General features: G+C 42.1%; 24 protein-coding genes. 16 read left to right on the plus strand and 8 right to left on the minus strand.

Annotation, left to right across the window (positions count from 1 at the left end):
* The first annotated feature begins 57 nt into the window (after positions 1-57).
* A complete protein-coding gene (locus tag C7B70_RS02140; RefSeq protein WP_106367421.1) occupies positions 58-1,020 on the plus strand; it encodes a stage II sporulation protein M in 963 nt (320 codons plus the stop codon).
* Positions 1,021-1,023: 3 nt separating this feature from the next.
* Here C7B70_RS02140 and mnmE read toward each other — a convergent pair whose 3' ends face one another.
* The gene (mnmE, locus tag C7B70_RS02145; protein WP_106367422.1) at positions 1,024-2,394 is read right to left on the minus strand and encodes a tRNA uridine-5-carboxymethylaminomethyl(34) synthesis GTPase MnmE; all 1,371 of its coding nucleotides are present in this window, start codon (positions 2,392-2,394) and stop codon (positions 1,024-1,026) included.
* A 142-nt stretch (positions 2,395-2,536) separates the two neighbouring features.
* Between mnmE and C7B70_RS02150 the strand changes: the two genes are divergently transcribed.
* Positions 2,537-2,737: a hypothetical protein gene (locus tag C7B70_RS02150; RefSeq protein WP_106367423.1), complete on the plus strand. Its 201-nt coding sequence runs from the start codon at positions 2,537-2,539 to the stop codon at positions 2,735-2,737.
* A 48-nt stretch (positions 2,738-2,785) separates the two neighbouring features.
* On the opposite strand, the gene C7B70_RS02155 is transcribed toward C7B70_RS02150, so the two are convergent.
* The 4 genes from C7B70_RS02155 to tyrS form a co-directional block, all read right to left on the minus strand.
* On the minus strand, positions 2,786-3,487 hold the full coding sequence (locus C7B70_RS02155) for a Uma2 family endonuclease (RefSeq protein WP_106367494.1): 702 nt from the start codon (positions 3,485-3,487) through the stop codon (positions 2,786-2,788).
* A 141-nt stretch (positions 3,488-3,628) separates the two neighbouring features.
* On the minus strand, positions 3,629-4,159 hold the full coding sequence (locus C7B70_RS02160; protein WP_106367424.1) for a hypothetical protein: 531 nt from the start codon (positions 4,157-4,159) through the stop codon (positions 3,629-3,631).
* On the minus strand, positions 4,156-4,866 hold the full coding sequence (gene pyrF, locus C7B70_RS02165; protein WP_106367425.1) for an orotidine-5'-phosphate decarboxylase: 711 nt from the start codon (positions 4,864-4,866) through the stop codon (positions 4,156-4,158). The genes C7B70_RS02160 and pyrF overlap by 4 nt, the downstream gene beginning before the upstream one ends.
* A gap of 5 nt (positions 4,867-4,871) precedes the next feature.
* Positions 4,872-6,122 (minus strand): tyrosine--tRNA ligase, encoded by a 1,251-nt coding sequence (gene tyrS, locus C7B70_RS02170; protein ID WP_106367495.1) that lies wholly within the window; start codon positions 6,120-6,122, stop codon positions 4,872-4,874.
* A 258-nt stretch (positions 6,123-6,380) separates the two neighbouring features.
* Between tyrS and C7B70_RS02175 the strand changes: the two genes are divergently transcribed.
* A complete protein-coding gene (locus tag C7B70_RS02175; protein WP_106367426.1) occupies positions 6,381-8,291 on the plus strand; it encodes a transglycosylase domain-containing protein in 1,911 nt (636 codons plus the stop codon).
* Positions 8,292-8,315: 24 nt separating this feature from the next.
* Here C7B70_RS02175 and C7B70_RS02180 read toward each other — a convergent pair whose 3' ends face one another.
* Positions 8,316-8,639: a DUF1825 family protein gene (locus C7B70_RS02180; RefSeq protein ID WP_106367496.1), complete on the minus strand. Its 324-nt coding sequence runs from the start codon at positions 8,637-8,639 to the stop codon at positions 8,316-8,318.
* A 173-nt stretch (positions 8,640-8,812) separates the two neighbouring features.
* Here C7B70_RS02180 and C7B70_RS02185 point away from each other — a divergent pair, with 173 nt between their 5' ends.
* Both C7B70_RS02185 and C7B70_RS02190 read left to right on the plus strand, forming a co-directional pair.
* Positions 8,813-9,181 (plus strand): NINE protein, encoded by a 369-nt coding sequence (locus C7B70_RS02185; RefSeq protein ID WP_106367427.1) that lies wholly within the window; start codon positions 8,813-8,815, stop codon positions 9,179-9,181.
* Between the two features lie 21 nt (positions 9,182-9,202).
* Entirely contained in the window at positions 9,203-9,706 is a 504-nt protein-coding gene (locus C7B70_RS02190) for a ComEA family DNA-binding protein (RefSeq protein ID WP_106367428.1), read from the plus strand.
* Here C7B70_RS02190 and lepB read toward each other — a convergent pair.
* The gene (gene lepB, locus C7B70_RS02195) at positions 9,703-10,269 is read right to left on the minus strand and encodes a signal peptidase I (protein WP_106367429.1); all 567 of its coding nucleotides are present in this window, start codon (positions 10,267-10,269) and stop codon (positions 9,703-9,705) included. The genes C7B70_RS02190 and lepB overlap by 4 nt on opposite strands.
* Positions 10,270-10,785: 516 nt before the next feature.
* Between lepB and C7B70_RS02200 the strand changes: the two genes are divergently transcribed.
* The 9 genes from C7B70_RS02200 to ltrA all read left to right on the plus strand — a co-directional run bounded on the left by C7B70_RS02200 (position 10,786) and on the right by ltrA (position 19,986).
* Positions 10,786-12,021: a sedoheptulose 7-phosphate cyclase gene (locus C7B70_RS02200; RefSeq protein WP_106367430.1), complete on the plus strand. Its 1,236-nt coding sequence runs from the start codon at positions 10,786-10,788 to the stop codon at positions 12,019-12,021.
* A complete protein-coding gene (locus C7B70_RS02205) occupies positions 12,014-12,826 on the plus strand; it encodes an O-methyltransferase (RefSeq protein ID WP_106367431.1) in 813 nt (270 codons plus the stop codon). Before C7B70_RS02200 ends, C7B70_RS02205 begins: the two co-directional genes overlap by 8 nt.
* A gap of 60 nt (positions 12,827-12,886) precedes the next feature.
* Positions 12,887-14,200, plus strand: coding sequence for an ATP-grasp domain-containing protein (locus C7B70_RS02210; RefSeq protein ID WP_106367432.1), 1,314 nt, complete (start codon positions 12,887-12,889; stop codon positions 14,198-14,200).
* A 366-nt stretch (positions 14,201-14,566) separates the two neighbouring features.
* The gene (locus tag C7B70_RS02215) at positions 14,567-15,739 is read left to right on the plus strand and encodes a TRC40/GET3/ArsA family transport-energizing ATPase (RefSeq protein WP_106367433.1); all 1,173 of its coding nucleotides are present in this window, start codon (positions 14,567-14,569) and stop codon (positions 15,737-15,739) included.
* A 72-nt stretch (positions 15,740-15,811) separates the two neighbouring features.
* A complete protein-coding gene (locus C7B70_RS02220; RefSeq protein ID WP_106367434.1) occupies positions 15,812-16,192 on the plus strand; it encodes a nuclear transport factor 2 family protein in 381 nt (126 codons plus the stop codon).
* 182 nt (positions 16,193-16,374) lie between these two features.
* The gene (locus tag C7B70_RS02225) at positions 16,375-16,650 is read left to right on the plus strand and encodes a hypothetical protein (protein WP_106367435.1); all 276 of its coding nucleotides are present in this window, start codon (positions 16,375-16,377) and stop codon (positions 16,648-16,650) included.
* Entirely contained in the window at positions 16,643-17,059 is a 417-nt protein-coding gene (locus tag C7B70_RS02230) for a type II toxin-antitoxin system VapC family toxin (protein ID WP_106367436.1), read from the plus strand. Before C7B70_RS02225 ends, C7B70_RS02230 begins: the two co-directional genes overlap by 8 nt.
* A gap of 117 nt (positions 17,060-17,176) precedes the next feature.
* Positions 17,177-17,905, plus strand: coding sequence for a class I SAM-dependent methyltransferase (locus tag C7B70_RS02235; protein ID WP_106367437.1), 729 nt, complete (start codon positions 17,177-17,179; stop codon positions 17,903-17,905).
* A gap of 530 nt (positions 17,906-18,435) precedes the next feature.
* Positions 18,436-19,986 (plus strand): group II intron reverse transcriptase/maturase, encoded by a 1,551-nt coding sequence (ltrA, locus tag C7B70_RS02240; RefSeq protein ID WP_106367438.1) that lies wholly within the window; start codon positions 18,436-18,438, stop codon positions 19,984-19,986.
* Here the strand turns inward: ltrA and C7B70_RS27515 are convergent.
* Positions 19,983-20,189, minus strand: coding sequence for a hypothetical protein (locus C7B70_RS27515; RefSeq protein ID WP_233220793.1), 207 nt, complete (start codon positions 20,187-20,189; stop codon positions 19,983-19,985). The genes ltrA and C7B70_RS27515 overlap by 4 nt on opposite strands.
* Before the next feature lie 171 nt (positions 20,190-20,360).
* Between C7B70_RS27515 and C7B70_RS02245 the strand changes: the two genes are divergently transcribed.
* Positions 20,361-20,591 carry a hypothetical protein gene (locus tag C7B70_RS02245; RefSeq protein ID WP_106367439.1) on the plus strand — a complete coding sequence of 77 codons (231 nt, stop codon included), beginning with the start codon at positions 20,361-20,363 and terminating at the stop codon, positions 20,589-20,591.
* Positions 20,588-20,851 (plus strand): hypothetical protein, encoded by a 264-nt coding sequence (locus C7B70_RS02250; protein ID WP_106367440.1) that lies wholly within the window; start codon positions 20,588-20,590, stop codon positions 20,849-20,851. Before C7B70_RS02245 ends, C7B70_RS02250 begins: the two co-directional genes overlap by 4 nt.
* Positions 20,852-20,853: the final 2 nt, after the last annotated feature.

Below are 20,853 nucleotides of genomic sequence, written 5' to 3' on the forward strand. Positions count from 1 at the left end.
CTATCTAGGGGAATAGCGCTATCTTAAGTTAGCAAAGTCTTATTGCCCACAAAGTTAATGAACATTCAACGTTGGATTGCCAGACGAGAAACAGACTGGAAGCGTCTAGATGCGTTACTAGGGCAGGTAGAGAAAAAAGGGATTAAATCGTTAAAAGCTGAGGAAATAGCAACCCTAGCAAGCTTGTATCGCTCGGTAGCCGCAGATTTTGCCCGCGCTCGTACCCAACAAGCAGGTAATTTAATTACTCAAAATTTACAATCATTAACAACTCGCGGCTATAACCAAATTTATCAAGGTTCAAGGCGACAAGAATGGCAAGCGGTAAAAGAGTTTTATCGCACAGGTTTACCACTGTTAATCCAGCAGACATCAGGATATATTGCCCTGGCGACGGGGATATTTTTATTCGGGGCAGCGATCGCCTGGTGGTATGCTTGGCAAGATCCGGCATTTTTGCCCTTAATAGTGCCGCAAGAATTAATTACAAAAGTTAGAGACAAGCATGAGCTATGGATGGGTTCAATTGTTGGGATTGAGCCATTAGCTTCTAGCGGTATTACAGTCAACAACATCTCTGTATCTTTTGCAGCAATAACTGGAGGTATGACCGCCGGATTATATACAGCTTATATCATGGGCTATAACGGGTTAAGTATTGGGGCGATCGCTACTTTAGTCGGGCAAAATAATTTAGCTTATCCATTTTGGGCTTTTGTTTTCCCTCACGGTGCGCTGGAATTACCAGCTATATTTTTTGCTGGCGGTGCGGGGTTATTAATCGCCAGAGCAATTTTGTTTCCTGGTAAGTATCGCCGCCTAGATGCTTTGCGATTTTATGGTTCTAAGGCAGTACAGTTAATATTTGCTATAGTACCAATGTTGGTAATTGCTGGGACTATTGAGGGCTTTTTCTCACCCAATCCCAATGTTAACGACGCAATTAAATATTTAGTCGGGATTATCCTATTTACGCTCTTAGTCTTGTATTGCAGCAAAAAAAGTAAATTTACATCTTAAAAATTATTTCCCAATGCAAAAACGGCTGAAAATTCGGTCAAGCACTGATTCTGTAACTTCTTCGCCAGTAATTTCCCCCAAGGCTTGAATTGCTCCCCTCAAGTCAATTGTCCAAAAATCTAACGGTAAGGTAGCATTTACTGCTTCAATTACTTGTTCTAACGAGATTTTGGCTTTTGTCAACGCCGCCGCTTGTCTTTGATTAATGGCTAAATTCATGTCAGCAGACTTGACAATTCCCGTTTGTGCGGTGGTCAAAATTGCTTGCTCTAACGCCTCAATACCTCTATTTTGTGCCGCCGCCGTCACAACGATACGTGTAATATGATCGGGTAGTTGGGGTTTGGTTTCTACTAAGTCAATCTTATTAATGACTACAATTACCGGACGATGTTGTACAGAAATATAGATGTCTGCGTCCGCTTCTGTCCAACCTGCGTCAGCATCAATTGTCAGCAATACTAAATCTGCACCTTGAGCGCTGGTAAGACTTCTTTCTACACCGATTTTTTCTACTTTATCGTTTGTTTCTCGGATTCCCGCCGTATCTAACACTTGTACCGGAATACCGCCGACAACTAGCTGAGATTCTACTACATCACGGGTTGTACCGGGTAAATCTGTGACGATCGCGCGATCGCATTTACTCCACGCATTTAGTAAGCTAGATTTACCAACGTTTGGTCTACCAACTATAGCTACCTTCAATCCACTGCGTAATAGTTCGCCTCGGTCAGCCGTTGCTAGTATTTCACTTACTTCCGCTAATAATTGCCTGATTTTGGCTGTAATATCCTCGATATCAAGCGGTATTAAATCTTCTTCAAAATCAATCCGGGCTTCAATTTCTGCTAGTATATCCAAGCAAGTAGCTCGTAATTGAACAATAGGCGATCGCAAGAACCCTTGTAACCCCATTAAAGCCGCCTGTGCTGCTTGGGGAGATTTTGCCCCTACTAAATCGTTAATACTTTCTGCTTGAGATAAGTCTAAGCGCCCGTTTAAAAATGCTCTTAAAGTAAATTCTCCCGGTTGCGCCAACCTTGCACCAGCTTCTAAACATAGTTGCAAGACTTGCTGTACCGCCATAATTCCCCCGTGACAATGAAGTTCTATTACATCCTCGCGGGTGTAGGAGCGGGGAGAAAGCATAATTAATAGCAAAGCTTCATCAATTAGTTTTTGCGTCTGAGGATGGCGAATGTAGCCATAAAGAATGCGGTGAGACTCCCATACTTGCGAACCTGGGGAGTGAAAAATCTGTTGAGCAATTTTTAGCGCCGTAGTCCCTGATAAGCGCACAATTCCTACACTACCTTGAGTCGGAACAATCGCCGTTGCGATCGCAGCTATAGTTTCATTGGTTGCTAACATTCACAATCTCTAGGCGTATCGCTACTTATACTAGCTATAACATAGTAGAAATGCGAAGCGCTGCGAGCTTGTGGCTCTATCGCGCTAGTCGAAGTTTTATAATCAGAAACAGTTACCAATACAACAATTTTCGTACTTTTATATGCCAGAAACTACGATTGACTGTGCCACTGCCTGCATTAATGGCTGTGTTTTGGGCGACAAATGCCCCAACTTAGAGTATAAGCAAGAGTCAGCGAAATTTATCCAGGAAACTTCTTTAGATCGGATGCTAGAAATTGCGGAAGAAAGGCTAAAAAAAAGAATGAATGAACCGCCAAAGTGGGTTTATCCTGAAGAATAGTTAAAAAAGGGCGATCGCATTAAGTAGTAATGCGATCGCCCTTTTTTCTTAAACTGTATCTGGATCGATACCTAATTCGCGTAATTTGGCGGCTAAAGTTACTACTTTTTGAGTTTGCTGTTGAGCAAGTTGAGTTTGTTGTTGAGCAAGTTCCATAGGTGTCGCAACTAACAACCCAACGGCTGTAAAAAAGCGTAATTTTTGCTCGTGAATACCTAAATATAGTTCTAACTGCTGACTCCACATCCAGCCTTGAGCATTTGGTTCTATAGGCTGATACGTGCCGTCAATTAGACAAAATCCGACAAATTCTAAACTGTCTGGATCGAACCAAAAGTATTCGGGAGTGTGGAAAGTATCTTGATAAATCTGCTTTTTTAAGCCTCGATCTACTTTAGCTGTTGACTCAGACAATAACTCGATAATTATATTGGGATACAAGCCGTTTTCATGCCAAACTACCCAACTTTTGCGAGGTTTGCGCTCTGTCCCCAAAACAACAAAAAAATCTGGGCCCCGAAAATCCTCGCTTTTGCGCTGGCGTTGGCTATAGTAAATAGTTAAATTACCTACAGCATAAAAATCGTTTCGGTCTTGCCAACACAATTCAAGGCACTGTAATAGTAGGATAATTTGCCGCAAATGCAATTCGGTTTCCAAAGGTGGCTCGTCGCTATAGATTTCTCCTGGAGGAAAGATAACATCTTCGGCGGTACTTTCGATAAGTTCTGAATCTTTGGCAACAGACATAACTATTTTAGGTACAGATTGCTGATTTAAGTTTAGCAAGCATCGCCTTTGTTGGAAGGCAGCGCAAAATCTGCTCTTGAGGGTTTCCCTCCACAGAGTTTCGGAAGAGAAAGCCACACCCCAAAATTTTCGCCTAATTAATTATCGTAGTGTTCCCGCTTGGCAATCTCGCAGCCAAGTTTTTACAGCTTGAGCAACGGAGCCATTACTGCTTTCTCTTGGCGGCGTGGGTGGTTGAGAGTTGGGATAAGTCCCCGTCCGCGAAAACATAAACGCCAACCGCCAACCGCCCGTTGTTTGGGTCAAAAATAGCCAATGATACTGTTGCAATTGAACTAATTTTTTGCTCGTATACTGTCGCTCTAAAGTAGTGATAAACACTTGCTGCGGCTGCTCGGCAACTGGTAACGTTGGCAAATACTCCCCAGGGCCAAGAGATAAGGGGGCAAATTCTGCTTTTCCAGCTATCAGTACGTAACTATAAATATCTACGCTTCGTTTTAAACGGCGAGACTTTTGATTGACGCGATTAGTATAGTTGGGTAAGTCTTTGACTAAACCAGTTGTGAGAGTTTCTATATCTTGTTTTTGGCATTCAGATACAGGAACTTGAGCGATCGCACCACAACCCGTAAGCCATAACAGACAAGCTACAATCCCTAGGAATCTCATGCTGCTGCTATTTCGTCACAAATGCGCTGCCAAGCTACTCTAGGCTCCACCGCCGCCGTAATTGGACGACCAATGACTAAATAATCTGCCCCTAGTGTGATCGCTTTTGAAGGTGTCATACTCCGCTTTTGATCTCCCAATTCTGCCCAAGTTGGACGTACACCCGGACAAACTAGCAAAAAATCTTTACCACAACTATCTTTTAGTTGCTTTACTTCAAGCGGCGAACAAACTGCCCCTTCTAGCCCCGATTCTTGAGCCATTAAAGCCATATGCAGCGCATATTCTGGTAATTCTAAAGGGATTTTTAGCTCGAAGGCAAGCTGCCGCGATGAGAGGCTTGTCAGTACAGTAATTGCAATCAATTTAGTTGGTGTAACCCCCGCCTCTATTGCTCCTTGTTGAATTGCCTCATGAGCCAAAGTCAGCGCTTCTCTACCACAGGTACTATGGATTGTAAGTAAATCTACACCGTACCGCGCCGCCGCCCGACTTGCTCCAGCAACGGTATTAGGAATATCGTGCAGCTTGAGGTCTAAAAATACCTTTTTTTGCCGCTCTTTGAGGATTTTTACTACATTAGCGCCAGTGCTGACAAATAACTCTAAACCCACTTTCCAAAAAGTAACTTCTGGCAACTTGTCAATTAAAGTAATCGCATCAGCTTCGGTAGCTACGTCTAGAGGGACAATAATTTGAGATGACATACTATTTACGGTACTAGGCGGATAAATTTGGTTTTGCCAAACTGTAAAACCTTGTCATATAAAGGATTAGGTTCATCAAAACCTAAATCGGCTTGCTCGATTTTTTCTCCATCCAAGCGAATAGCGCCCCCCTGAATTTGCCGCCGCGCGTCTCCATTACTTTTACATAAACTGCTACCACTTAAAATATTTACGAGCTTGGTCGGAAACTGGATTGAGGAAAGGGAAAACTCTGGTACAGCAGCCGATTGCGTTGTACTACCACTGACTATTGATAAAGCTGCGCTTTGAGCTTGCAGCGCGGATTCTTTGCCGTGATATTGAGTAACAATGTTTAAAGCTAGGAGTTTTTGGCGATCGCGCGCCTGTGCTGGCAATTGTTCTACAGTTAAATCTGTCAACAACTCAAAATATTGCTCTAGTAAGCTATCAGGGGTTTTTTCGAGCTTTGAGTACATGGTTAACGGATCTTCGGATAAGCCTACATAATTGTGCAGCGACTTAGACATTTTCTGTACGCCATCTGTCCCTAACAAAATTGGCATTAATAACCCAAACTGGGGTGTTTTGCCGAAATGTTTTTGCAAGTCTCGCCCCACTGCGATGTTAAATTTTTGGTCTGTACCGCCTAATTCTACATCTGCGTCAATAGCAACTGAATCATAACCTTGCATTAATGGGTAAAGAAATTCGTGCAGATAAATCGGATTTTCTTGGGTAAAGCGATCGCTGAATCCTTCTTTTGCCAACATTTGCCCTACAGTCATCGTTGACAGCAAGTTTAAAATTTCTGATAAATCTAGTTTTGCCAACCACTGCGAGTTGTAACGAATTTCCAACCTTCCAGGGGTATCAAAATCTAAAATCGGTCGAACTTGGTCTAGATAATTTTGGGCATTTTGCGCTACCATTTCCTCGGTTAGCTGACGGCGTACTTCTGATTTGCCTGTCGGATCGCCAATTCTAGCAGTAAAATCACCAATAATCAAAACTGCTATATGTCCCGCATCTTGAAACGCCCGTAGTTTTCGCACAGGGATACTATGACCGAGATGTATATCTGCTCCTGTTGGATCGATGCCCAGTTTTATCCGCAAAGGTCGCTTTGTAGTTTCAATCAGTCTTGCTAGACTTTCTTGGGGATTATTGCTATCTGGGCGATTGGGGAAAATTTCACTTGTCCCCCGATGCAGCCAATTATTACCTGTGCCAAGTTGGGAAACGGTTTCAATGTTAGTTATTTCTAGGTTTTGCATCCGCTCAACAAGTTGTTTTTTCAACTCTAATGTAAACTTTTCTCTTAACCCCAAATTACTATTGGCTGCTTTTTTAGCTAAATTAGTTACATTCACTAGCAATTTACTTTTATTGTTCGGCTCGTCAACCTACTATAATTGCAAAAATTAACTCTCTTGTCTCTGGAAATCGGGAGAAAATTTCTTTAACCAATTATTAAAAAAATCTGCTACTACCACTACTAATCCTAATTATCTAAGTGAGGAAGTTAAGTAACTGTGTCAACGAGTATTATTCACAAAAAAGATAAAAGTAGCCCTAGTTTTAAGTTTGTTAGGGACATAACCAAAGTAACGGGGGGAACCCTCCTCACAATTACAATGTTAAGTAGTGCGATCGCGGCAGGAGGATTAGTTGGTTTAGCAATTAGCTTCCGTGACTTGCCCGATGTGCGAGCTTTACGCACCTATGTTCCTGCGGAGACTAGCTACATTTACGACATTAAAGGCAAGCTTTTCTCTAGTATTCACGGGGAAGCTAACCGCGAGGTTACACCTCTAGATAAAATTTCCCCAGAATTAAAAAGGGCAGTAATTGCGATTGAAGACAGCAATTTTTATTACCACAGAGGCATCAACCCGATCAGTGTCGGACGGGCGTTAGTAGTCAACTATCAAAAAGGTTCAGTGAGAGAAGGTAGCTCAACCTTGACTATGCAGTTGATGAAAAATGTTTTTCTCTCACGCCAGCGTACCTTTAGCCGCAAACTAGCCGAGGGCGTATTGGCAATTCGGATTGAACAAATTTTGACCAAAGACCAAATTTTGGAAATGTACCTCAATCAAATTTATTGGGGACATAACAACTATGGCGTACAAACTGCTGCTCGTAGCTATTTCAACAAATCGGCAGGAACTTTAACCTTAGCTGAATCGGCAATGCTTGCAGGTTTAATCAAAGCACCTCAAGAATACAGCCCGTTTGTAGATATTAAAAAGGCAACCGAGCAACAGCATATAGTATTACGACGAATGCGCGATTTAGGCTGGATTACACCCCAAGAGGAAACCAAAGCCCGCACCCAAAAAATTAAGCTAGGTAAGATTAAATCTTTCCAAGGTAGTGCAAGTCCCTATGTGACAAATGCCGCTTCGGGCGAGTTAATTCAACGCTTTGGGCGCGATGCAGTTTTAAAAGGTGGAATGCGGGTACAAACTACGATTGATGCCAAAATGCAAACTATGGCAGAAGAAACAGTAGTTAATTCCCATCGCAGGTTGCGTCGTCAAGGTGTTCGCGCTGATCAAATGGCTCTAGTGGCGATCGATCCGCGCACGCACTTTATTAAAGCCTTGGTAGGGGGTGTAAATCCTAAAAAGAGCGAATTTAACCGCGCAATTCAAGCTATTCGTCAGCCTGGCTCGGCGTTTAAACCCTTTGTTTACTATGCAGCTTTTGCATCGGGCAAATATACGCCCAATTCGATTGTTTCCGATACACCCGTCCGGTATCGAGAAGCTAGTGGTTACTATTATCCCAAAAACTACGATAGCTCTTTTAGCGGATCTATGTCGATTCGGAAAGCTTTGGAAGTATCGCGCAATATTCCAGCAATTAAAATCGGACGGGCTGTGGGGATGAATAAAGTGATCGAAACTTGCCGTATTTTGGGTATCAATAGCCCAATGGAGCCTGTAACCTCTCTGCCATTGGGAGCAATTGGCGTAACTCCTTTAGAAATGGCTAATGCCTATGCCACGTTTGCAAGTTATGGTTGGCAATCGGATCCTACGGTGATTGCCCGTGTCACCGATAGCAGTGGAAATGTTTTATTAGACAATACCCCCAAACCGCAATTAGTCCTTGAGCCTTGGGCAGCAGCTTCACTAACAAGTGTCATGCAAGGGGTAATTAATAACGGTACAGGAAAAGCTGCCCAAATTGGTCGCCCCGCCGCCGGGAAAACGGGAACAACATCTTCCGAGCGGGATATTTGGTTTGTGGGCTATGTACCGCAACTGGCTACGGCTGTATGGGTAGGAAATGATAACTATCGACCTTTGGGTCAAGGTTCTACTGGTGGTACTTTTGTCGCTCCGATTTGGCGCGACTTTATGAGTAAAGCTTTGAAAGGTATACCTGCTCAAAACTTTCGTCCGGCATCGGATTTTGATCGCCCTAAGAGATAGCAAAGACGTTGCGTTGCAACGTCTCTACACTCCCTTTTCTAACTCAGCTTTCATCCGCTCCAAAGTAAAGTTCATTTGGTCGAACATTTGCTGCGGAGTCACCCCAAATTGATTTAGTTGGGTTTTGAGCTGTTCTACCGTCATCTGCGCCATGAAATCTTCTGATAGCTCAAAGCGCTTCATAAAGATTTTATAGCGCTCCATCATCGCCTCCATCTGCTCAATAAATAGCTTTTTGCCGTCGCGGTCGAATTTGCCGTAACTATTACCAAGCTTTACTAAGGCTTGGTATTCTTCAAACAGTTGTTTGGCTTCTTGTTGGACTATCTCAGAGTCAAAAAATCCCATAGCGTTGGATAACAAAGGTGCGATCGCCCAAAATATGTGTACTTTGGCGTTTAGTATCATTCTAGTCTAGGCTTAAGGTTTAGCTTGAATATCCTAAAGAGCGAGATTTCTCTCCTTGACTATATAGCAATTATATGTATATAAATTATCTTGCTATGTAGAGTTGCCGGAAAATGATTGAGCGCTCAAAAAGTCGAAAAATTGCCGCAGTTTTAGCTTTAACAGGAATCCTTAGCCCCATTGCTGGATGGCATAAGTTTTATTTGGGTCAGCCTTTGTGGGGGGTGGTATATTTGCTATTGTCTTGGACACCCATCCCACGCGCCGCTAGTGCCATTGAGGGTGTATGGTATTTACTACAAAATGAAGCAGAATTTGACGAAAACTTTAACCAAAGTTCGCCTCAGATATTAATAGCGCCAAATAACGTTAAAGCAATTTCTGAAGCCATGCGTCAACTAGACTCTTTGCGCGAAGATGGGCTAATCTCGGAATACGAGTTTGAGCAGAAACGCCGCCAAATGTTAGATAAAATTGCTTAAGCATTTACAATCAATTAATTCATGCAATGGCTACCTTCAATTCGCACTAAGCTATTAAACGATCCTTTTTATCGAATGCAAACAAATGCAGAAATTGCGATCGCTGCCGATTTGGGTATTATGATCGATGTCAATACAGCCAAGGTAGACGATTGGTTGCGACTACCTGGGTTATCCATCCATCAAGCGCGAAACTTGGTGCAACTATGTCAAGCTGGAGTACAATTTTGCTGCATTGAAGATATTGCCGCAGCTTTAAGTATTTCTGTTCAACACTTGCAACCTTTAGTACCTGTACTCAAGTTTTGCTACTACGATGAAATTTCTGCTGTAAAAGCAATTAGCCCAAATATTGCCACAATTGAGCAATTAGCAGAAATTCCCGCCATTGATTTAGCTTTAGCTCAATTTATAGTCCAAAATCGTCACTTGCAAGGTACGTACCGCAACTTAGTAGATTTTCAACGGCGGCTATCGCTAAGTGGGGCTGTAATTAGCCAGTTGATGTATTATTTGCAGTTTTAGACAAAGCCGATGCGGTTAAGCGGCCAAAAACGAAACCTCGCCCGTCCAATAATATTTTGTTCTGGTAAAAATCCCCAAACGTGAGAATCGTTACTATCATTGCGGTTATCGCCCATTACAAACAAATTATGTGCAGGAACTTGTTGGGGTAATAAGCGGTAAGCTGGAGGTTCGGCAATATAGCTTTCTTGCAAAGGATGGTTGTTTAAATATACTTTGCCATTGGTAACGCTTACGGTTTCTTGAGGAGTCGCAATTACACGCTTGATAAAGGCTTGTTCTTTATCGTAGGCAGTTTGTAGTTGCAGGGGAGTATGGAAAACGACAATGTCTCCCTTTGTTGGCGCGTGGAAATGATAAGAGAGTTTCTCGACCACTAAGCGATCGCCTGTATGTAAAGTTGGTAGCATAGAATCTGAGGGAATATAGCGCGGTTCGGCAACAAAAGCACGAATCAGCAGCGCCAAACACAAAGCAATAAAAATTAGCTGAAAATTCTCTTGCTGGGAGCGCCAAACCCTCAACCACAAAGGCGCTTCTATTGATTTTTTGTCTTCATTCATAGAAATTAGTTGAGCAAAGCAATTAGTTCAAACAGCAGTTTTTATCGCCTAACTTTGACTATCGGCGAAAAAAAACTGCTGACAACTCTAAGTCTAAGAGAGGTTGAGCCTTAGAAACTGTTTCAATCTCAGTTAAGCCAGAAAGCAACATTAGTTAAATCGTCTTTAACGCGATTTTAGAGCAAAAACAAGCATAAATACCTTAAATCTAACCCCATGATTTCCTTAGCACTTTCCTAACCCTAAATCCTAACTTTTTAATATTATTTCTACCTTTTGGTAGTGTAAAAATCTTGGGGCGATGTTAAATTAGGTACGAGATCAATTTATCCTTTCGCAACTGCTAGAAACGGTGATTTTTGGGATTATACCGTCATTTTTAAATGAAAAATTTAGAAGGCTCCTAGTTTTCATTAGTTCGCGCTATCAAGCGATGCTTTGGACTCAATAGCAACGTTTTCAAATGTGCAACACTTGTTGTATTAATCGCTGTTAACTGTAAGGAAACTAAAAACCATGAGTATTGTTCAAGCAAAATTTGAAGCGACTGAAACTGCCTTTCATGTAGAAGGATACGAAAAAATTGATTTTAGTCTGGTTTTCGTCAACGGAGCTTTTGACATCAACAACCCAGAATTAGCGCAAAGCTATAACAATTTTGGGCGATGTTTAGCAGTAGTAGATCGCAATGTCAATCGGTTGTATGGTAGTCAACTTGAAGCATACTTTAAGCACTACAACATTGATTTAACTGTATTTGAACTTGCAATTACCGAACCCACAAAGACGTTAGAAACCTTTGAAGCAATTATCGATGGGTTTGCTGACTTTGGTTTAGTCCGCAAAGAGCCTGTTTTGGTAGTAGGTGGTGGCTTGACAACCGATGTAGCAGGTTTTGCTTGCGCCTCTTATCGTCGCCGTACAAACTATATTCGCATCCCGACAACGTTAATTGGCTTAGTAGATGCGGGAGTAGCAATTAAAGTTGCAGTCAATCACGGCAAACTTAAAAACCGTTTAGGCGCTTACCACGCACCAAAAAAAGTAATTTTAGACTTTTCATTTTTACAAACCTTGCCAACTTCAGAAGTACGCAATGGAATGGCAGAATTAGTCAAAATTGCTGTAGTTTCAAACTCTGAAGTATTCGAGCTATTAGCGGAGTATGGGGAAGAATTACTTAATACTCATTTTGGCTACATTGACGCAAGCGAAAAAATTAAACTTGTTGCTCAAGAAGTAACCTATAAAGCAATCCAAACCATGCTGGAATTAGAAACCCCCAACTTGCATGAATTGGATTTAGACCGGGTAATTGCTTACGGACACACCTGGAGTCCAACATTAGAATTATCGCCTTCTGTGCCTTTATTACACGGTCATGCAGTAAATATTGACATGGCATTGACTGCAACGATCGCCCAATTACGAGGTTACATTACCGTTGCAGAACGCGATCGCATTTTGGGTTTAATGAGCAAAATCGGTTTAGCTTTAGATCATCCTCTCCTAGATATCGATTTACTGTGGTATGCCACCGAGTCTATCACCCAAACTAGAGACGGCTTGCAACGCGCCGCCATGCCTAAACCAATCGGCGAATGCTGCTTTGTGAACGATTTAACCATTGAAGAATTAGAGGCGGCTTTAAGCGAACATAAGCGCCTTTGTGCAACCTATCCTCGTGCAGGGGCAGGAATTGATGGTTATGTTGGTAGCGTTCAACAATTGGTAGGAACTAATAATGTCTAAATTAGTTCCTCGCCCGGTTACTCCTTTGGGAATACTGGTAGAAAAACTAGAAACGGCGCTAATGATGGCAAGAGAGGCGCTTGTAGCAACTCCTGTCATCAAACAGTTAGAAACAGCGCTGTTGCTAGCGGCGGGGATAGATCCTTACATAGAAAATTGTACTACCACCCAATCGCCAGCATTAAGAGAAATCGCTTTAAGTACCCAAGCGGAAAAATGGAGCGAAAAGTTTAATGATGGTGCTACTGGGCGAGAGTTAGAACAAGAAATGCTTTCGGGACACTTAGAAGGACAAGCATTAAAAATGTTTGTTTATATGAGTCGCGCTCAAAGTATTTTAGACATTGGGATGTTTACAGGCTACTCGGCGTTAGCAATGGCGGAAGCTTTGCCAGAAAATGGACGTTTGGTAGCTTGCGAGGTGGATGCTTACGTTGCTAAATTTGCTCAAAAGTTGTTTGAATCTTCTCCTCACGGGGCAAAAATAGAAGTAGAAGTAGGTGGGGCTTTAGAAACTTTAGATAAGTTAGCCGCTAAGGGAGAGTGTTTCGATTTGGCGTTTATTGATGCCGATAAAGAGGAATACGTAGAGTATTACAAAAAACTGTTAGACTCCAATCTCTTAGCGCCCCAAGGCTTTATCTGTGTAGATAATACCTTGTTGCAAGGGCAGCCTTACTTATCAGAGCAATCCGCCAATGGCAAAGCGATCGCCGAGTTTAACCAGATAGTGGCAGAAGATCCGCGCACGGAGCAAGTATTGTTACCAATTCGTGATGGTTTGACGATTATTCGGCGAGTTTAACTTTTAAGGGCGTACCTATGTTGTGCGCCCTCAACAAATTTTTGATGGGGAGACGCGCAAGTGTTGGCATTGTTTCAAAATCTGGGTACTCTATTACTACTTGCTTTGGCATTTCCCTTTAATTGCATCGTTGTTTTAGTAGCGTTACTAACAAAACCAAAACTTCCCCAAGCTACCGTTGCGAAAGCTCAAAATATCTTGATTAGTGGCGGTAAAATGACAAAAGCGTTGCAATTAGCGCGATCGTTTTATGCGGCGGGACATCGAGTAGTTTTAATTGAGACTGATAAATATTGGTTAACTGGACATCGATTTTCTCGCGCTGTCGATGCTTTTTATACTGTACCTGCACCACAAAAAGATCCCGAAGCTTATATTCAAGCGTTAGTTAACATTGCAAAAAAAGAAAATATTGATGTATACATTCCTGTATGCAGTCCAATTTCTAGCTATTATGACTCTTTAGCTAAACCCGCTTTAGCTGGCTGCTGCGAGGTGTTTCACTTTGATGCTGATATTACTAAAATGCTCGATGATAAATTTGCTTTTGCTCAAACAGCGCAAAGTTTTGGTTTATCTGTCCCCAAATCCTACAAAATTACTCATCCTCAACAAGTCCTTGACTTTGATTTCTCTACTGAGCAAAATAAATATATTCTTAAAAGCATTCCCTACGATTCTGTTAGACGCTTAAACTTAACTAAACTTCCCTGTAATACCCGCGCAGAAACCGCAGCTTTTGTAAATAGCTTACCCATCAGCGAGGAAAAGCCCTGGATTATGCAAGAATTTATCACAGGGAAAGAGTATTGCACTCATAGCACCGTCAGAGATGGAGAGTTGAGATTGCATTGCTGTTGTGAATCCTCAGCTTTTCAAGTGAATTATGAAAACGTCGATCAACCAGAGATTTTGCAATGGGTGAGCCATTTTGTTAAACAATTGGGAGTCACCGGACAAGCTTCTTTTGACTTTATTAGAGCAGAAAACGGGAATATCTACGCTATTGAATGCAACCCCCGCACGCACTCCGCCATTACGATGTTTTACAACCATCCAGGGGTAGCGTCAGCTTATTTGAGCAGTCAACCATTAAAGCCCTTGCAACCGCTAACTGATAGCAAGCCCACTTACTGGCTATATCATGAGGTTTGGCGGCTAAATGAAATTAGATCGTTGCAGCAATTGCAGACATGGTTTAAAAATATTAGGCGCGGGAAAGAGTCAATTTTTGCCTTTAACGATCCCTTACCTTTTCTGATGGTGCATCATTGGCAAATCCCTTTACTATTATTAGACAATCTGCGCCGACTAGCAGGTTGGATCAGGATAGATTTTAATATTGGTAAGCTTGTGGAGTTTGGGGGAGATTAATACTTAATGAATAGCACAACCCACTCGCAAGGTAGATTGTGCCAAGAAACCTTAAATAATTCATCTCTATTATCTCTCATAGTGCGATCGCACTTTCTTAATTAATTCTTAAATATTTACATAATTTTAATTTCTATAGCTATTAAGTCAACTGATTTAATATGCACCTAAACCCTCTCCAACAAAAGATTCTTAGCATTATTGAGCCACTATTGCTACAAAACGCCTTAGTTAAATCAACCTTAATCTAAATCCGCCAAATTGGTTTAGGGGCAACCATGACAAAAATGTTGCTACAGTGCGATCTGTATATAAGATAAAGTAAATAAATATTAATAATTTCTCACAATAGGACAAAACTATATCATGCGCGTAATTTTAATGACAGGTAAAGGCGGAGTTGGCAAAACTTCTGTAGCGGCGGCTACAGGGCTACGTTGTGCAGAGCTTGGCTACCGTACACTGGTATTAAGTACCGATCCCGCGCACTCTTTAGCAGATAGTTTTGACTTAGAATTAGGACACGAAGCGCAACAAATACGCCCTAACCTCTGGGGAGCAGAATTAGACGCGCTAATGGAGCTAGAAGGCAACTGGGGAGCCGTCAAACGCTACATTACCCAAGTATTGCAAGCGCGTGGCTTAGACGGCATTCAGGCGGAGGAATTAGCAATTTTGCCAGGGATGGATGAAATCTTTGGTTTAGTACGGATGAAACGCCACTACGACGAAGGCGAATTTGATGTATTAATTATCGATTCTGCGCCTACAGGTACAGCTTTGCGCTTACTAAGCTTACCAGAAGTTGGCGGCTGGTATATGCGCCGCTTTTACAAACCATTTCAAAATATATCTGTAGCCTTAAGACCGCTTGTAGAGCCATTTTTCAGACCAATTGCCGGGTTTTCTTTGCCTAATAAAGAAGTAATGGACGCTCCTTACGAATTTTACGAACAAATTGAGGCTTTAGAAAAAGTATTAACCGATAATACGCAAACTTCTGTGCGGTTAGTTACCAACCCGGAAAAAATGGTAATTAAAGAATCTTTACGCGCCCATGCTTACTTAAGTTTGTACAACGTAGCAACCGATTTAGTAGTAGCAAATAGAATTATTCCCGCCGAAGTTCAAGATCCATTTTTTAAACGTTGGAAAGAAAATCAAGAGCAATATCGCCAAGAAATTCACGAAAATTTCCACCCTTTACCCGTTAAAGAAGTTCCTTTGTATTCCGAGGAAATGTGCGGTTTAGCAGCATTGGAAAGATTGAAAGATACCTTATACGACAACGAAGATCCGACGCAAGTTTATTACAAAGAAACTACCTTAAGAGTTGTTAGAGAAGAAAATCAATACAGCTTAGAGATTTACTTACCAGGTATTCCTAAAAACCAAGTTCAGCTAAATAAAACGGGTGATGAGCTAAATATTACTATTGGCAATCATCGGCGGAATTTAGTTTTGCCTCAAGCTTTAGCAGCGCTGCAACCTGCGGGAGCAAAAATGGAAGAAGATTACTTAAAAATTCGTTTTGCTTGAAGCAAGCAGTAAGGGTGTAAGGCAGAAAGTTTCCACATAATTAATATCTAGGCATCCTGCAAAAAATTTCTTATGGCTCAACATTCTCAAGTGAAAGTTGTTGAATTGGAAGAACGTCTTAGGCAAGCGATGCTGCACTCCGATGTAGCCGAGCTAGACGCACTTATTGCACCTGAACTTATCTTCACGAACCATTTAGGTCAGATTATTAGTAAGCAAGAAGACCTTGCTATTCACCAATCTGGAGCGCTTAAATTAAGAGAACTTACGCCCTCCGAGCAGCGTATTGGGTTCAATCAAGAGTTTGCGATTGTTTCGGTTCAAATGCACCTGCTGGGCAGCTACGAAGCCACAGCAATTGATGTTCGGATTCGGTACACTCGTGTTTGGTCAAAATCCTCTACTGGCTCTATTCAAATTGTCGCTGGTCATTCTAGTGTTGTTTCAACATAGTAAGTAAGCCATAACAATAGATGCGATCGCAGTAGGAACAGTACATAGATGCGATCGCACTTCCTCAAAACAATCATCTACCGCTATCTAAATTGCTACGCAACGTGCGAAGTCTTTTATTTTGATGCGTTGAGACTTCGCAATCAATTAAAATAGTTTCAATCCCGCCCGAAAGAGGAGCTATGGCTAAAATATTTACGATTACTCTTTCCGATGATTTAGAGCAGGCATTAACCGCCCAAGCAGAACGCTTAAACAAGTCTTTAGAGGAAATCGTGTTACAAGTCCTATCACAGCAGTTAACAACTTTACTGCCATCTAACTCAGTACCAAAAGTAGAAACAGACCCACTTTTAAGACTAATTGGTTCTCTCAGTGTAGATGTTCCCGATTTAGCCGAGAATCATGACTACTATATTGGACAATCTCTTTGTCAGGAATTAAAAAGGGATGAGTAGTTTGTTTGTTGATACGTCCGGTTGGGCAAGTCTTTTTGTTAACACTCAACCTTACTATCCACAAGCAGAGCAATATTTTCGTTTAGCGGTTCAACAACAAACAAAAATTTGTACGACAAATTATGTAATTACTGAATTGGTAGCATTATTAAATAGCCCACTGCGGGTTGAGCGATCGCGGATATTTGAAATTGTTGATGCGATTAAAACAGTTGCTTATGTTGAGGTTATTCATATTGATGATGTAACAGATGCTCTAGCTTGGAAACCATGCAAAAGTAGAGTAGACAAAGCTTGGTCTTTGGTTGACTGTACATCTTTCATTGTGATGAAACATAAAGGTTGTCAAGAGGCGTTGACCACTGACCGACATTTTGAGCAAGCAGGTTTTATCCGTTTACTCAAGTGACTCCTACCAAGAAATGTTGTAGTGGCTATCTAAATTGCTACGCAACGTGCAAAGTCTTTTATTCTTGTACCTTAAAATATATTCAGAAAATTTCTTAAAGTGTCTTGAGGATATGGGATGTCACTCTATGACGTAATTGGGAAAAGCTACGCCCAAACGAGAAGAAGCGATCCACGTATTACTGAAAAATTACTAGAAATTCTTGCACCCTCCCAGGCTGCGACCATTGCAGATATTGGTGCTGGTACAGGTTCTTACGCACTTGTTTTAGCTGAGTGTGGATATCGTGTTTTTGCAATTGAGCCGTCAGCGACGATGCGAAGGCAGGCGAAGTCTCATCCTGCCATTCAATGGATAGATGCTTTTGCTGACAACTTACCTTTGCCAGACGGCTCGGTAGATGCAGCCATTATTATGCTGGCTTTCCACCACTTCCAGGATTATCGGCAAGCGTTGCGTGAAATCCATAGGATCGCAGGTGATGGAAAAATTGTTCTGTTCACTTACGATCCAGAAAAAATCTCAAGTTTTTGGTTGACGCAATATTTTCCCTCACTTGTAGCAGATGTACAGGCTACATTTCTGACTATTCCAAGATTAATATTTGAAATTGAGGCGATCGCAAATGTTGCCGTAAATGTAGTTAAGTTTCCTTTACCTAATGACTTGTCGGACTCGTTTGCAGCCGTTGGCTGGGCAAGACCAGAACTTTACCTTAATAGCGATATTCGCAATGGAATTTCATCGTTTGCAAACATTGCTGAGAATGAGCTAAATCAAGGTTTAGCGAATTTATATAAGGATTTAGAAACAGGGTGCGATTCGTTGGTTAGCAAATCGCGGTAATCAGTCCGTACATAACTAACCCAGCCAAGACTCCCAAGTCTAGCTGAACTCTCAGATTGATGTAGGTGAAAGTCCTACCCACCAGGTTCAGGTGTGACTCCTTACCTTGCCCCTACCGAACAAGCTCGATTCTTGTAGAGTAAAGCGGGGAACAGGGCGCAATCAGACAATCGTTATGGATTGACACTGGCGCTAACAGGGAGTTCTTATGGAGAAACCGAGCCTATAAAAGTGACCCACTATAACAGCAGGGCATAACATAATCAACCCAGATTATCCCTGACTGCATCAGAGCTAAAACCTACTGCATGACTTGTTGATAGCAGTCTGAACCCAGGGTTTCTGATGGTCAAATTGGCTACTCCTAACAGGACAAAACAATCATCTGAGGGAACGAATAAAAACGAATCAAAGGTCTAGGGACGGTCGAGTCCCAAGTAGGTAAGACGAGATACAGAATCCCTCTGATTCGGGTAGGATGCGGCGTAATTGCCGCAAGATATTCAGAAGACACTTTACGGAGTACGAGCATGATTAGGCACAGCGACAACGCTAGTGAATCTTGGAGGACCTTACCCTGGAAGCAATTCCGGCGTAATCTATTCCGCCTACAAAAGAGAGTGTACAAAGCAGTTCAAGCAGGAGACAAGCGCAAAGCAATGTCCCTTCAAAAACTTATTCTGAAGTCCAAAGCGGCTAGATTACTGGCAATCCGTCAAGTAACTCAGCTAAACGCTGGTAAGAAAACGGCAGGTATCGACGGCAAGAAATTCCTCACCTTTGAGGAACGCTTCAAGCTAGAGAAACTGCTGAAGGCATTGAGTAACAACTGGAAACACCAGAAATTGCGTAGTATTCCCATCCCAAAAAAGGACGGAAGTACCAGAATGCTAAAAATCCCCACTATCGCGGACAGAGCTTGGCAATGCCTCGCCAAATACGCCTTAGAACCAGCACACGAAGCAACTTTCCATGCTAGGAGCTATGGGTTCAGACCAGGACGTTCGGCACATGATGCCCAAAGAATCCTATTCGCAAATCTAAACTCCGGTGTAAATGGAATCAATAAAAGAGTCATAGAACTTGACATTGAAAAATGCTTCGATAGGATAAGCCATACAACCATAATGGACAACCTTATTGCCACTCGTGGCATCAAATCAGGAATATTCCGATGCTTAAAAGCCGGGGTAAATCCTGAATTTCCAGAACAAGGAACGCCACAAGGTGGTGTGGTAAGCCCCCTATTAGCCAATGTCGCACTCAACGGAATCGAAAAAATCCATAGATACAAAAGTACAAGTGGAGAGTACGTAGAACCATCAATCCGATATGCGGATGACATGGTAATAATACTTCGTCCCCAAGAGAACGCGACAGAGATACTTGAAAGAATTAGTCAGTTTTTAGCCGCCAGAGGAATGAAAGTAAGCGAAAAGAAGACAAAGATAACCGCTACGACAGAGGGTTTTGACTTCCTTGGTTGGCATTTCAAAGTGCAAAACAACGGAAAATTTAGAAGCACCCCCTCAGTGGATAACTTCAAGAAATTCCGTCAGAAGATAAAAGCAATCGTCAACTGCTCGAACTATGGCGCGAAGGTCAAGGCTATGAAATTAGCCCCCATCGTTAGAGGCTGGAGAAATTACCATAAATTCTGTAAGATGGACGGGTCGCGTTTTTCGCTATACCTCACTCAAAACAGAGCCTTCAGGGTATTTAACAAGGAACCCAAGCAAGACCGTCATTCTAGTAAGAAATTATTAGACATGGCATTCCCTTCGGTTCCTTACTCCGAATTCAAATTCTTCAACGTTAAAGGCAATAAATCACCTTACGACGGAGATATAACGTACTGGAGCGAACGCAACAGTAAGTTATACGACAATCACACCTCTAAAGCCTTAAAACGGCAAAACCACACGTGCGGACATTGCGGTATGAAGTGCATTAGCGATGAGCAAGTACAACTACACCACATTGACGGGAATCATAGCAACTGGAAGATCAAAAATCTAATTGCCGTACACGAATCTTGTCACGATTACGTCCACATGGGCAAAAGGGAACAACAACCCTAAGAATATCTGGGAGCCGGATGAGGCGAAAGTTTCACGTCCGGCTTTGTAGGAGAGGTGCGGGGTGCAATAGCCCCCATCGACTCTAACAGTTTGGGATCGAAAACATGGGCATTTACGTCAACAAGAACAGTATGATGTAGGTTATCGTTTTGTCTACACTGCCGTTTAATAAGTTGCTGCCTTGAAACGAAGGAATACGACATTGTTTATATTATCTTCTCCTCTGGCGAGTTTAAGTAGTTGGCTATTGGATACTTCGCACATTTGAAAGTGTTTTGAGGTGAGCGCTGCTCACAGCTTGTAGTAATGGCGTTAAGCCTGACAAGTGTTAGTGTGTAAAGTAAAGCTCCCTTTTTATTATTCCTAAATAACTTATGTCTTCCTCTGCCATTACCACAATTGTCAAAATGGTTGAATCTTTACCAGATGATTTGCAAGAGCAAGTTGCGGAGCATATTCGTGAATATATTATCGATTTGGAAGATGAAGCACGGTGGGAGTCTTCATTTAAAAAGTCACAGGATAAGTTAGTGACCGCCGCCCGGCAAGCAAAACAAGAAATCGCTGAAGGTCGATCGATGCCGATGGATTATAAGCAGTTATGAAGTCGGCTACCCTGCCATCTTTTTGGGTTGAATATAGACAACTGAGCAATTCGGTCAGAAAGGGAGCGCGAAAAGCCTATCAGCTTTGGGCAGAAAATCCGTTTCATCCATCTTTACATTTTAAATGTATCAATAGTGAGGAAGGAATTTGGTCAGTTCGGGTAACACTTAGCTATCGCGCAATTGGAATTCTAGAAGGTGATACAGTGACGTGGTTTTGGATCGGTAGCCATGATGATTATGAGCGATTCTACTCTTAAGT

The organism is Chlorogloea sp. CCALA 695, assembly GCF_003003885.1.
In the GTDB taxonomy this organism is placed as follows: domain Bacteria; phylum Cyanobacteriota; class Cyanobacteriia; order Cyanobacteriales; family Chroococcidiopsidaceae; genus Aliterella.